Consider the following 12587-nt stretch of genomic DNA (forward strand, 5'->3'; position numbering starts at 1 on the left):
CGCACCTCCGTCACGCCGCACGGCAACGTCGCCGCGCTTGCGTGATGTTAGCCACATCCAAGACGAGGAGTCAGCACCCCGGAGGAGACCTTTCCGTGACCTCCACAGCAAATGGCCGGTATGCGACGGAGCTCCGCCCGCCGGAGAACGGCGGACGGAGCCCCTGCTGCATCCGTGAGCGGCCTGGTGCCGCAGACCCGTACGGCCGATCAGCGAGCCGCGCGGTTGACGGCCGAGACGACGGCCTTCAGCGAGGCCCGGGTGGTGTTGGCGTCGATTCCGATGCCCCACAGGACCTTGCCGTCGATCGCGCATTCGATGTACGAGGCGGCCTGGGCGGAGGCTCCCTCGCTCATCGTGTGCTCCTGGTAGTCCAGCAGGCGTACGTCGATGCCGACGGACTGCAGGGCGTCGAAGAAGGCCGAGATCGGACCGTTGCCCGTACCGGTCAGGACGGTGTCCTGACCGTCGACCGTGGCCTCCACCTTCAGCGTGTCCACGCCGTCGGTGTCGGTCGTCGACTGGCCGTTGCGCACCTGGATGCGGCCCCAGGGGTTCTCGGGGTTCGGCAGGTACTCGTCCTGGAAGACCGCCCAGATGTCCTTCGGCGTGACCTCGCCGCCCTCGGCGTCCGTCTTGGCCTGGATGACCTTGGAGAACTCGACCTGCATGCGGCGCGGCAGGTCCAGGCTATGGCCGTCCTTCAGGACGTAGGCGATGCCACCCTTGCCGGACTGCGAGTTGACCCGGATGACCGCCTCGTAGGAGCGGCCGACGTCCTTGGGGTCGATCGGCAGGTAGGGGACGGCCCACTCGATGTCGTCGACGGTGACGCCCTTGGCGGCGGCGTCGGCCTCCATGGCGTCGAAGCCCTTCTTGATGGCGTCCTGGTGGGAGCCGGAGAAGGACGTGTAGACCAGGTCGCCCACGTACGGGTGGCGCGGGTGGACCTCCATCTGGTTGCAGTACTCCCACGTGCGACGGATCTCGTCGATGTCGGAGAAGTCGATCTGCGGGTCGACGCCCTGCGAGAACAGGTTCATGCCCAGGGTGACCAGGTCGACGTTGCCGGTGCGCTCGCCCTGGCCGAACAGGCAGCCCTCGACGCGGTCGGCGCCGGCCATCAGGGCCAGCTCGGCGGCGGCGACGGCGGTGCCGCGGTCGTTGTGGGGGTGGATCGACAGGCAGACGTGCTCGCGGCGGGAGAGGTTGCGGCCCATCCACTCGAAGCGGTCGGCGTGCGTGGACGGCGTGGAGCGCTCCACGGTGGCCGGCAGGTTCAGGATGATCTCGCGGCCCGGGCCGGGCTGCCAGACGTCCATGACCGCCTCGCAGACCTCCAGCGCGAAGTCCAGCTCGGTGTCGGTGAAGATCTCCGGGCTGTACTGGTAGCCGAACTCCGTCTCGGGGCCCAGCAGCTTCTCGGCGTACTCCATGACCAGCCGGGTGCCGTCGACGGCGATCTGCTTGATGTCGTCCTTGGAGCCGCGGAAGACGACCCGGCGGAAGACGGGGGCCGTGGCGTTGTACAGGTGGACGGTGGCGCGCTTGGCACCCTTCAGGGACTCCACCGTGCGCTCGATCAGGTCCTCGCGGGCCTGGGTCAGTACGGAGATGGTGACGTCGTCGGGGATGGCCCCGGGCTCCTCGACGATGGAGCGCACGAAGTCGAAGTCGGTCTGGCCGGAGGCGGGGAAGCCGACCTCGATCTCCTTGTAGCCCATCTTGACCAGCAGGTCGAACATGGCGCGCTTGCGGGCGGGCGACATGGGGTCGATCAGGGCCTGGTTGCCGTCGCGCAGGTCGGTGGAGAGCCAGCGGGGGGCGGTGGTGACACGCTGCTCCGGCCAGGTGCGGTCCGGGATGTCGACCTGCTCGTAGCGGCCGTACTTGTGGATCGGCAGGGAACTGGGCTGCTGGCGGTTCGCCATGATGCTTAGGGCTCCTCAGAGGGTGTCCGGAAGGACGGCCGACGACGCAGCACCAAGCTCCGCGGGGAGGGGGTCGGCCTCGACTACAGGCCCTCGCCGCGGCAGCTAAGGAGAAGCAGCCCGAAACGCATGATGCGCAGCATGCTAGCCGAGCCGCTCCCCGGCGCGTGGGGTCGTATCAGTATGCGGGACCGGACGCCCAAACGGGACAAAAAGTGCGCTATGCCACTTCGCCATAGCACTCAGCACGGAGCGTGAGGGGCGTTGTCCCGGTATTTCACCAATCATGGTGGCGACTAGTGACAGTCTCGTCACTCAGTGCAAAGGTGCCGGGCATGACGACTCACGGGGGCTTCGAGCCCGTCTTCTGCACCATCGTTCCGCCCCATGTCCTCGACCGGCTCGCCCAGGCCGAGGACCCCGCGCTCGCCGGTCCCGCCCGCCGCACCCTGCAGCGCGACGCCTTCGAGCGCACCCAGCGCCGCCTGACCACGGTCATCGGCGCGAGCGCCGTCGCCGCGCTCGCCGACGGCAAGCCGCAGCGCACCATCCACGACGCCCGGCACGGCACCGGCCTGCCCGGCCACAAGGTCCGCGGCGAGGGCGACAAGCCCGGCAAGGACGCCACCGTCAACCGCGCCTACGCGGGCCTCGGCGCCACCTTCGAGCTGTTCCTCCAGGCCTACCGGCGCGACTCGATCGACGGCAACGGCCTCCCGCTGAACGCGACGGTGCACTACGACCGCGACTACAACAACGCCTTCTGGAACGGCGAGCAGATGGTCTTCGGCGACGGGGACGGGGAGATCTTCCTGGACTTCACCATCCCGATCGACGTCATCGGCCACGAACTCGCCCACGGCGTCACGCAGTACACGGCCAACCTCACCTACTTCGGCCAGCCCGGCGCGCTCAACGAGTCCCTGTCGGACGTCTTCGGCGCGCTGATCAAGCAGTACACGCTCGGCCAGACCGCCGCCGAGGCCGACTGGCTGATCGGCGCGGGTCTGCTCGCCCCACGGGTGACGGGCACGGCGCTGCGCTCCATGAAGGCGCCGGGCACGGCGTACGACGACGACGTCCTCGGCAAGGACCCGCAGCCGGCGACGATGGACGACTTCGTGCGCACCGGCCGGGACAATGGCGGTGTCCACATCAATTCCGGCATCCCGAACCACGCCTTCTACCTGGCGGCCACGGCCCTGGGCGGGCACGCCTGGGAGCGGGCCGGGCAGGTCTGGTACGACGTGCTGACCGGCGGCGAACTGAGGCAGGACGCGATGTTCGCCGACTTCGCGACGCTCACCGTGAAGGCCGCCCGGGAGCGGTTCGGCGACGGGGAGGAGCTGGACGCCGTGTCGAAGGGCTGGGAGCAGGTCGGGGTGCGGACCCTGTAGTTCCGTACTAGACAGGTGCCATGCGGATTCAGGTGAGGCGCACGGGCGGGTTCGCGGGCATCGAGCGGTACGCCGAGGTGGACACCTCGGACCGCCCGGATGCCGCCGAGTGGCACGCCCTGGCCGAGCAGGCGGTGGCCGCCGGCCGGGGCACTCCGCCGGTCGGGGTGCCGGACGGCTTCAGCTACCAGATCACGGTGGACGGCAGGACGGTCTACTGCTCGGACCCCCGGCTGACGGACGAGCAGCGCAAGCTGATCTCACGGGTGCTGAAGGAAGGGGCGTAGCGGCCGGGGCGTGACCGCGGCGGGCCGGCGACGGCGCGCGCACGGCAGGGCCCAGTGGGAGGCGGATGACAGCCCGCGTCCAACAGCTCCCTTCCGCCCGGGCGTTGACTTCCGTTACCGCCGGTACGGATGATCCAGCCCATGGCGACTGACGCAAGCAACCCGATCCCCCGCTTCCCGGCCGGCTTCCTCTGGGGCGTGTCCACCTCCGCGCACCAGATCGAGGGCGGCGTGGACGAGCGCGAGCCGTCCGTGTGGGACGCCTTCTCGGCCGAACCGGGGCGGGTGAAGGACGGCTCGACGGCGGCGGTGGCCTGCGACCACGTCCACCGCCACCACGAGGACGTGGCCCTCCTGGCCGGCCTCGGCGTCAACGCCTACCGCTTCTCGATCTCGTGGCCGCGGGTGCGCTCCGAGAAGGGCCTGGACTTCTACGACCGGCTGGTCGACGACCTGTGCGCGGCGGGCGTGCGCCCGGTGCCGACGCTGTTCCACTGGGACCTGCCGACGGACCTGGACTGGCTGGAGCGGGACACGGCCGAGCGCTTCGCCGAGTACGTGGCCCTGGTCGCGGGCCGTCTCGGCGACCGCGTGACGAAGTGGATCACCCTGAACGAGCCCGCCGAGCACACCCTGCTGGGCCACGCCCTGGGCGTGCACGCGCCGGGCAAAAAGTTGCTGTTCGACGCGCTGCCGGCCGCCCACCACCAGCTGCTCGCCCACGGCCTGGCCGTCCGGGCCCTGCGCGCCTCGGGCGCCACCGACATCGGCGTCGCCAACTCGCACGGCCCGACCTGGGCGGCGTCGGCCGAGACGCCGGACGTGGAGGCGGCGGACTTCTACGACCTGCTGCTGAACCGCCTGTTCGCGGACCCGCTGCTGCTGGGCCGCTACCCGGACGGCATCGGCGAGCTGATGCCGGGCGACGTCGAGGCGGACCTGAAGGTGATCGCCGAGCCGCTCGACTGGTACGGGATCAACTACTACGCCCCGACCCGCGTCGGTGCCCCGCAGGGCGCGGAGATCGAGTTCGGCGGCATCACCATGCCCGCCGAACTGCCCTTCTCCGTCCGGGAGATCGAGGGGTACCCGGTCACCGACTTCGGCTGGCCGGTCGCCCCCGAGGGCCTCACCGAAGTCCTCACCACCTTCCGCGACCGCTACGGTGACCGGCTCCCGCCCGTGATCATCACCGAGAACGGCTGCTCGTACCCGGGCGTCGACGACCAGGACCGCATCGCCTACCTGGACGGTCATGTGAGGGCCCTGCACCGGGCGGTGGAGGCGGGCGTCGACGTGCGCGGCTACTTCGTGTGGTCCCTGCTCGACAACTTCGAGTGGGCGGAGGGCTACGCACGCCGCTTCGGCCTGGTCCACGTCGACTTCGACACCCTGGAGCGGACCCCGAAGGCCTCGTACGACTGGTACCGGGAGCTGCTGCGGTCGCAGCGGCCTACGGCTTGATGCCCACCCCGGTCCACAGGCTGACCTCGGCGTCCGTCGGGGCGTCGCCCCCGGTGGCGTCGGGCCGCCAGCGGTGGCCCACGCTGACGCCCGGCTCGAGCAGGTCCAGGCCGTCGAAGAAGCGGGCCACCTCCTCCCGCGAGCGGAACCGCACCGGCGTGCCGGCCGTGGTGTAGATGTCGGTGACCTTCTGCCAGGTCGCCGGGTCGAAGTCGGGCGTGCAGTGGCTGAGCGCCAGGGCGCTGCCCGACGGCAGCACGTCCAGCAGGCGGCGCACGATGCCGTAGGGGTCCTGGGCGTCGGTGACGAAGTGCATCAGGGCGTTGAGGGACAGCGCGACCGGCCGGTCCAGGTCCAGGATCTCGGCCAGCTCGGGCGCGTTCAGCAGCGACTGCGGGTCGTTGACGTCCGCCTCGATGTACGTGGTGCGGCCCTCGGAGGTGCTGCGCATCAGACGCTCGGCGTACTTGAGGACGAGCGGGTCGTTGTCGGCGTAGACCACCCGGGCGTCGGGCACCACGGACTGGGCGACCTGGTGCAGGTTGGGCTCGGTGGGGATTCCGGTGCCTATGTCCAGCCACTGCCGGATGCCGTGCTCACGGGCCAGGACGCGGGTGGCGCGGTGCATGAACGCCCGGTTCTCACGGGCGCACACGAAGATGGCGGGGTAGGCCTCGGCGACGCGCTCCGCCGCCAGCTTGTCGACCTCGAAGTGGTCCTTGCCGCCCAGGTAGTAGTCGTACATGCGGGCGGAGTGCGGCCGGCTGGTGTCGATGTCCCGCGCGGTGTGCGAGGTGCTCATGTGGTGCCTCTCAGTGGGGGGGGTGGTGGTGCGGGCCCGGCCCGGAGGGGGCTTCAGCGGGCCGTCAGATGGTCGGCGAGGCCCTGCTTGACCCCCGCGACGAACGCGGTGATCTCCTCGGGCGTGTAGATCAGCGCGGGACCGGCGGGGTCGGCCGACTGGCGCATCGCGACGCGGCCGTCGGCGAGCTGCTTCGTCTCCACGCACTGGCCCCCGTTGGGGCCGCTCCACGGACGTTCCCAGCCCTGCTCGCCCAGGTCCGAGGCGGGCATGCCGTTGTAGACGACGCCCTCGGTGACGGTCATGAGTACTCCTTCCGCATGCGGTGCAGCAGCGCCCTGCTGTCCGCCGACGAGGTCTTCAGCGACAGCCGGTTGTGCGCCTCGAGATGGGCCACGACGTCCGCGCGCTGGTCGAGATAGACGGAGGCGGAGAGGATCTCGCTGTAGACGATGTCGGGCAGCTCCCGCTCCTCGAACCGGAAATAGGTGAACGGCGCGCACGCCCCGACGTGCGCGCCCGCGCCGAACGGCACGATGTCGACGCTGACGTGTTCCAGCTCGGACGCCTCCAGCAGCCGGTCGATCTGCTCCCGCATCACCTCGGGGCCGCCCACCACCCGGTGCAGCACGGCCTCCTCCATCACCACCCACAGCGTGGGCGCGTCAGGCTTGCCGAGCAGGCTCTGGCGGCGCAGCCGCAGCTCCACGCGCCGGTCGAGGTCGTCCTCGCCGTCGTTCGGGAAGCCGCCGCGCAGCACGGCCCGCGCGTATCCGGGCGTCTGGAGCAGGCCGGTGACGTACTGCGGCTCGTAGGTGCGCAGGGTCCTCGCGCCGGTCTCCAGGCTCACGTAGGCCGTGAACCAGGACGGCATCACGTCGCGGTAGGGATGCCACCAGCCGGGCTCGTTGGCCCGCTCGGCCAGAGCGGCGAACTCCTCGATCTCCTGGCCGTCGGCCCCGTAGGTCTCCAGGAGCTTCTCGACGTAGAGGATCTTCAGGCCGACCTCGGCCTTCTCCAGGCGGCGGATGGTCAGCGGCGTGACGCGCAGGGCCTTGGCGGCGTCGTCGAGGGAGAGGCCCGCCCCCTGCCGGGCCTCCTGGAGGCGGCGGCCCAGGATCATGCGGAGGACGGTGGGGGCGCCGGCGCCGGTGCCAGGTCGTGCGTCGTTCACGCCGTGCCTCCTGAGGGGTCGTCACGGCCGCCGACGTCGTGAGGACTTGAACGTCTCACCGGACCGTTCCGCCCGGGCGATACCGTCCTTCTGAAATTATCAGGCAGATGGTTGCAGCGTGAACTGCTCTCCGAGCATAGTTACTTGTGTGACCAGGGTTCCGGAAGCAGCAACTCACCCAACCGGCCGGTCCGTTGTCCGCTCGCCCCTTCCTTGACTGCGCCCACCCCCCACGGAAGGCGATCGCCGTGTCCCCCCACACGACATCCACTCCCCGGTTCCTGGACGCGGTGCGCCCGGACCGTACCGACTGGCTGGAGCTGCCCCCACAGCGGACCAGCGTCAGAGCCGCCCGCGACGCCATGCGCGCCCGGCTGGCCGCGTGGCAGGTACCCGACGAGGTGTGCGCGAACGCCGTGCTGCTCGTGTCCGAGCTGGTGACCAACGCCGTGCTGCACACGCTCAGCGAACGGATCCTGTGCGGCGTCCAGCTGATGACGGACGCGCGCTTCCGGCTGGAGGTCCACGACGGCGACCTCTCGGGCCGCGGCATCCCCGACCGCTGCCCCGGCCCCGACGACGAGGGCGGCCGCGGCCTGCTGCTCGTCCGTGAGATAGCCGAGAGCTGGGGCATCACCCGCTCGACCCTGACCGGCGGCAACGCGGTGTGGGCGAGCCTGGCGACGGCTTCGTGAGGCGGTTCGGGGACGTCACAGGGCCAAAGCGTGCGCAATGGCCTCGCAGGACGTCAGAACCCCAGCCTGCGCAACTGCCTGCGCCTCAGAACCCCAGCTTGCGCAACTGCCTCGGATCCCGCTGCCAGTCCTTGGCGACCTTCACGTGCAGGTCGAGGAAGACCGGTGTGCCCAGCAGCGCCTCGATCTGCTTGCGGGACTTGATGCCGACCTCCTTCAGGCGCTTGCCCTTGGGGCCGATGATGATGCCCTTCTGGCTGGGGCGCTCGATGTAGACGAAGGCGTGGATGTCGAGGAGGGGCTTGTCCGCGGGGCGGTCCTCGCGGGGGAGCATCTCCTCGACGACGACCGCGATGGAGTGGGGCAGCTCGTCGCGCACGCCTTCCAGCGCCGCCTCGCGGATCAGCTCCGCGATCATGACCTGCTCGGGCTCGTCGGTGAGCTCCCCGTCGGGGTAGAGGGCCGGTCCCTCCGGCAGCAGCGGGACGATCAGGTCGGCCAGCAGACCCACCTGCTTGTCGCCGACCGCCGAGACGGGCACGATCTCCGCCCACTCGAAGCCCAGCTCCTTGCCGAGCTGGTCGATCGCGATCAGCTGCTCGGCGAGCGTCTTGCCGTCCACCAGGTCGGTCTTCGTGACGATCGCGATCTTCGGCGTCTTCTTGATGGACGCCAGTTCCTTCGCGATGAAACGGTCGCCCGGACCGAGCTTCTCGTTCGCCGGCAGACAGAAGCCGATCACGTCGACCTCGGCCCACGTCGTGCGCACCACGTCGTTGAGCCGCTCCCCCAGCAGGGTGCGCGGCTTGTGCAGCCCGGGGGTGTCGACCAGGATCAGCTGCGCGTCCGGGCGGTGCACGATGCCCCGCACGGTGTGCCGGGTCGTCTGCGGCTGGTTCGCCGTGATCGCCACCTTCTGGCCGACCAGAGCGTTCGTGAGGGTGGACTTGCCCGCGTTGGGACGGCCCACGAAGCAGGCGAAGCCGGCGCGGTGGACGGTCTCGCCCGACTCTTCGGATGACTGCATGCGAACGCTCATGCCGCCCATTCTCCCTGATCCCCGGAGCCGCTCCGCACCGGACGCCCTGGGTGAGCTTCTTGAAACCCTCACGCAACGAAACGTCACGGAAACACACCCGTACGCAACCGGAAACGCGGGCCCGTGAACCTCTGACGAGCCCCCGCACCGTTGGAGACAACCGTGACCCTCGCCGCCGCAAGCGCCGACACCGGTGACACCGCCTGGCTGCTCGCCGCCACCGCCCTCGTCCTGCTGATGACCCCGGGTCTGGCCCTCTTCTACGGCGGCATGGTCCGCACGAAGAGCGTGCTCAACATGCTGATGATGAGTTTCGTGTCGATCGCCCTGGTGACGGTCGTGTGGCTGGCGGCCGGCTACTCCCTCACGTTCGGCGAGGACGCCGCCGGCGGTCTCATCGGCGGGCTGGAGCACGCCGGCATGAGCGGCCTCGGCCCGGACAGCGTCCAGGGCACGGTCCCCACCCTCCTCTTCGCCACCTTCCAGCTCACCTTCGCGATCATCACGGCCGCCCTGGTCAGCGGCGCCGTCGCCGACCGGGCGAAGTTCGGGGCGTGGCTGGTCTTCGTGCCGGTGTGGGCGCTGCTCGTATACGTTCCGGTCGCGCACTGGGTGTGGGGCCCGGGCGGCTGGATCCTGGAGAAGCTGGGTGCCCTGGACTTCGCCGGCGGGCTGCCCGTGGAGATCGTCTCCGGCGCCTCCGGGCTGGCGCTGTGCCTGGTCCTGGGCCCGCGCACGGGCTTCAAGAAGGAGGCCATGCGCCCGCACAACCTGCCCATGGTGGTGCTGGGTGCCGGTCTGCTCTGGTTCGGCTGGTTCGGCTTCAACGCCGGCTCCGCGCTCGGCGCCAACGGGCTCGCGGCCGCCGTGTTCCTCAACACCCTCGCCGCGGGCTGCACCGGCCTGCTCGGCTGGCTCTTCGTGGAGCAGAAGCGCGACGGCCACCCCACGACCCTGGGCGCCGCGTCCGGCGCGGTCGCGGGCCTGGTCGCCATCACCCCGTCCTGCGGGTCCGTCTCGCTGCTCGGGGCGCTGGTCGTGGGCCTCGCCGCCGGTGTCGTCTGCTCGTACGCCGTGAGCTGGAAGTTCAAGCTGAACTACGACGACTCCCTGGACGTCGTGGGCGTCCACCTGGTCGGCGGGATCATCGGCACGCTCCTCATCGGCGTCTTCGCCGAGGAGTCGATGACCGGCGGCGCCGAGGGCCTCCTCTACGGCGGCGGGCTCGGCCAGCTCGGCAAGCAGCTCGTGGCCGTGGTCGTGGTGGCGCTGTACGCGTTCGGTGTGACGTACGGGATCGGGCGGCTGATCGACGCCACGATGGGCTTCCGGGCGAGCGAGGAGCAGGAGCAGACCGGCCTGGACCTTACGGTGCACGCCGAGACGGCCTACGATCACGGGGTCCTGGGCCACGGCGCCCCGGTCTCCTCCTCCGTCGTCTCCCCCGCTCAGAAGGTCACCCCCCAGGCATGAAGCTCATCACCGCGATCGTCAAGCCGTACCGCCTCGACGAGGTCAAGAACGCCCTGCAGGAACTCGGCGTGCACGGCCTGACCGTCAGCGAGGCCAGCGGCTACGGCCGGCAGCGTGGCCACACCGAGGTGTACCGCGGTGCCGAGTACCAGGTCGACCTGGTACCCAAGGTGCGGATCGAGGTCGTCGTCGAGGACGCGGACGCCGAGGCGGTCATCGACGCGGTCGTGAAGGCCGCGCACACCGGCAAGATCGGCGACGGCAAGGTGTGGGCGCTGCCCGTCGACACCGTGGTGCGGGTGCGGACGGGCGAGCGCGGCCCCGACGCGCTCTGACACCGGGGCCGCGCCGCTTTCCGTTCTCAGTCGAACACGAACGGGCCCGGTGACTGGGGCCCGGCCGCCGTGCAGGTGATGGTGATGCCGAAGACGGTCATCTTCAGCGAGCCGCCGAAGGCCTCCAGGCTGTCGCCGGAGGCCACGGTGCCGCTGAGGGGGCCGACCTCGACCGGGGCCCCGGCGGCGATGGCCGGGTTCTCCGTGCCGGTGAAGTCGACGGTGCCGCCGCCGCTCTTCACCAGGGTGAGGGTGGACGAGATCGAGTCCTCTCCCAGCGCGATGGGCGCCGTGATCGCGGAGGACTTGACCGTGAGGGTGGCGGCGGTGCCGTCCTGCGTGGCCGTGAGGGTGGCCTCGCCGCTGCCGAAGGCACCGCAGTTCGCGCTGATCGTCGCCGTCTGGGGGGTGACGGCGAGGGCCGCGGGGGCGAAGGCGAGCCCGGTGACCGCGAGGGCCCCGGCCGCCAGTGCCGCACCTGCTCCGATTCGCTTGCATCTCATGGGATTCCGGCTCCCTTTCCATGTGGGGGGACCGCTCGGCAGGTGAGTGCGGGCACGCTGCGCGAGAGCCGAACCTGACGGTCCGTCGGAACTTACGGTTCCATTGATGCGTGTGGGGCAGGCGGCGGCAAGGTTGAAAACTGGCCTAATTACCGGCGGTTACAGCGAGATTCAGCCAGCGGTGACGGTGGTCCGGACCGTGCCGTCGAACCCCGCCACCAGGACCGGCGTCTCCGCACCCCCGAGGTCCCGTACGGCCGCCCGGTCCGCCTCGGACGCGGTGTCCGCCTCCGTCACGACGGCCGCCGCCTCCAGGGACGTCGCGCCCGAGGCCACCGCCATCGCCACCGCCGTCTGCAGGGCACTGAGCTTCAGGGAGTCGAGGGCCACGGTGCCCGCGACGTAGGTGCGTCCGGTCTCGTCCCGTACGGCCGCCCCCTCGGGCACGCCGTTGCGGGCCCGCGCGGAACGGGCCAGGGTGACGATCTTGCGGTCCTCGGGGTCGAGCGCGTTGCTGTCGGTCATGCCCCGAGCATACGAACAGGCACCGCCGCTATCCCGCCACGGGGTACATCGTCCCGCGCCGCCCCTCGGGCGACGCCAGCCACTCCAGCTTGGCCGCCGTGTCCGCCTCGTTCAGCGGCGTGTGCAGCACGACCGCCAGGTCCGGCCGCGCCGGCAGCTTCATCACGCTGGACTCGAAGCACAGCAGCCCCACCACCGGGTGGTCCATCTCCTTGCGGATCTGCCCGGCCTCCTCGATGTCCCGGCGCTCCCACAGCTCGGCGAACTCCGCGCTCGCCGCCTGCAGTTCGGTTACCACCGCCTGGAACCCCTCGTCGTCCGGGCTGGCCATGCAGGCGGCCCGGAACTGCGCGACGACCGTGCGCGCGTTCCGCTCCCAGCTCAGCGCACGGGAGCGGTACATCGGGTCGGTGAAGAAGTCGACGATGCAGTTCTGCGTGATGCCGGGCCGCATCCCGAGGACGGACGCGGCCGCGTCGTTGTACAGCACGCAGTTGTAGTACGAGTCCATGATGTGCGCCGGGTACGGCATCCACGCGTCGATCAGCCGCCGCAGCCCCTCGCACATGTCCCGCTGCCTGTCCGGCTCGACCTCGGGCACGGGCGGGTTCATTCCGGCGAGGACGTAGAGGTGGCGGCGCTCGGCGTTGCTCAGCCGCAGGACGCGTGCGACGGAGTCGAGGACCTGCGGGGACACCGAGATGTCCCGGCCCTGTTCCAGCCACTGGTACCAGGAGGCGCCGACACCGGCGAGCACCGCGACCTCCTCGCGGCGCAGCCCCGGGGTACGGCGGCGGGCGCCACCGTCCGGGAGTCCGGCTTCGGCCGGGCTGACCCGGGCCCTCCGGCTCATCAGGAACTCGCGCAGCTCGCTTCGCCGCCGGGCCTTGAGCTCGTCCACGGGCACGGACCGGTCCCCCTCGTGTCTGGTGGTGTGACCACCAGGACAACCTGCCGCTACC

The 12587-nt window shown here is 70.5% G+C and carries 14 protein-coding genes; 6 read left to right on the top strand and 8 right to left on the bottom strand.

Going from position 1 to position 12587, the window contains the following annotated elements; genetic code table 11:
- Positions 1-209 precede the first annotated feature (209 nt).
- Complete coding sequence (leuA, locus tag ACFCXS_RS10970; RefSeq protein WP_376642949.1) at positions 210-1931, bottom strand: 2-isopropylmalate synthase; 1722 nt, start codon at positions 1929-1931, stop codon at positions 210-212.
- 335 nt (positions 1932-2266) lie between these two features.
- On the opposite strand from leuA, the gene ACFCXS_RS10975 reads away from it, so the two are divergent.
- The 3 genes from ACFCXS_RS10975 (at position 2267) to ACFCXS_RS10985 (ending at position 5079) form a co-directional block, all read left to right on the top strand.
- Positions 2267-3328 carry a M4 family metallopeptidase gene (locus tag ACFCXS_RS10975; protein ID WP_376642950.1) on the top strand — a complete coding sequence of 354 codons (1062 nt, stop codon included), beginning with the start codon at positions 2267-2269 and terminating at the stop codon, positions 3326-3328.
- A gap of 20 nt (positions 3329-3348) precedes the next feature.
- A complete protein-coding gene (locus ACFCXS_RS10980) occupies positions 3349-3615 on the top strand; it encodes a protealysin inhibitor emfourin (RefSeq protein ID WP_376642951.1) in 267 nt (88 codons plus the stop codon).
- A gap of 141 nt (positions 3616-3756) precedes the next feature.
- Positions 3757-5079: a GH1 family beta-glucosidase gene (locus tag ACFCXS_RS10985; RefSeq protein ID WP_376642952.1), complete on the top strand. Its 1323-nt coding sequence runs from the start codon at positions 3757-3759 to the stop codon at positions 5077-5079.
- On the opposite strand, the gene ACFCXS_RS10990 is transcribed toward ACFCXS_RS10985, so the two are convergent.
- The 3 genes from ACFCXS_RS10990 to ACFCXS_RS11000 are packed head-to-tail and all read right to left on the bottom strand — an operon-like array spanning position 5069 to position 7055.
- The gene (locus ACFCXS_RS10990) at positions 5069-5881 is read right to left on the bottom strand and encodes an SAM-dependent methyltransferase (protein WP_376642953.1); all 813 of its coding nucleotides are present in this window, start codon (positions 5879-5881) and stop codon (positions 5069-5071) included. The genes ACFCXS_RS10985 and ACFCXS_RS10990 overlap by 11 nt on opposite strands.
- Positions 5882-5934: 53 nt before the next feature.
- Complete coding sequence (locus ACFCXS_RS10995) at positions 5935-6186, bottom strand: DUF397 domain-containing protein (protein WP_376642954.1); 252 nt, start codon at positions 6184-6186, stop codon at positions 5935-5937.
- Positions 6183-7055 (bottom strand): helix-turn-helix domain-containing protein, encoded by an 873-nt coding sequence (locus ACFCXS_RS11000; protein WP_376642955.1) that lies wholly within the window; start codon positions 7053-7055, stop codon positions 6183-6185. The genes ACFCXS_RS10995 and ACFCXS_RS11000 overlap by 4 nt, the downstream gene beginning before the upstream one ends.
- 248 nt (positions 7056-7303) lie before the next feature.
- On the opposite strand from ACFCXS_RS11000, the gene ACFCXS_RS11005 reads away from it, so the two are divergent.
- Positions 7304-7750: an ATP-binding protein gene (locus ACFCXS_RS11005; protein ID WP_376642956.1), complete on the top strand. Its 447-nt coding sequence runs from the start codon at positions 7304-7306 to the stop codon at positions 7748-7750.
- An 85-nt stretch (positions 7751-7835) separates the two neighbouring features.
- On the opposite strand, the gene era is transcribed toward ACFCXS_RS11005, so the two are convergent.
- The gene (gene era / locus ACFCXS_RS11010; RefSeq protein ID WP_362037733.1) at positions 7836-8798 is read right to left on the bottom strand and encodes a GTPase Era; all 963 of its coding nucleotides are present in this window, start codon (positions 8796-8798) and stop codon (positions 7836-7838) included.
- Between the two features lie 153 nt (positions 8799-8951).
- Here era and ACFCXS_RS11015 point away from each other — a divergent pair, with 153 nt between their 5' ends.
- Both ACFCXS_RS11015 and ACFCXS_RS11020 read left to right on the top strand, forming a co-directional pair.
- A complete protein-coding gene (locus ACFCXS_RS11015; protein WP_376642957.1) occupies positions 8952-10262 on the top strand; it encodes an ammonium transporter in 1311 nt (436 codons plus the stop codon).
- Positions 10259-10597 carry a P-II family nitrogen regulator gene (locus tag ACFCXS_RS11020; protein WP_053669183.1) on the top strand — a complete coding sequence of 113 codons (339 nt, stop codon included), beginning with the start codon at positions 10259-10261 and terminating at the stop codon, positions 10595-10597. Before ACFCXS_RS11015 ends, ACFCXS_RS11020 begins: the two co-directional genes overlap by 4 nt.
- Positions 10598-10623: 26 nt before the next feature.
- Here the strand turns inward: ACFCXS_RS11020 and ACFCXS_RS11025 are convergent, their stop codons facing one another.
- The 3 genes from ACFCXS_RS11025 to ACFCXS_RS11035 form a co-directional block, all read right to left on the bottom strand.
- Positions 10624-11100, bottom strand: coding sequence for a hypothetical protein (locus tag ACFCXS_RS11025; RefSeq protein ID WP_376642958.1), 477 nt, complete (start codon positions 11098-11100; stop codon positions 10624-10626).
- A gap of 171 nt (positions 11101-11271) precedes the next feature.
- On the bottom strand, positions 11272-11625 hold the full coding sequence (locus ACFCXS_RS11030) for a cytidine deaminase (RefSeq protein WP_376642959.1): 354 nt from the start codon (positions 11623-11625) through the stop codon (positions 11272-11274).
- A gap of 28 nt (positions 11626-11653) precedes the next feature.
- Positions 11654-12478, bottom strand: coding sequence for a helix-turn-helix transcriptional regulator (locus ACFCXS_RS11035; protein ID WP_376643031.1), 825 nt, complete (start codon positions 12476-12478; stop codon positions 11654-11656).
- Positions 12479-12587: the final 109 nt, after the last annotated feature.

It is taken from the genome of Streptomyces sp. NPDC056373 (genome assembly GCF_042262425.1).
In the GTDB taxonomy this organism is placed as follows: domain Bacteria; phylum Actinomycetota; class Actinomycetes; order Streptomycetales; family Streptomycetaceae; genus Streptomyces.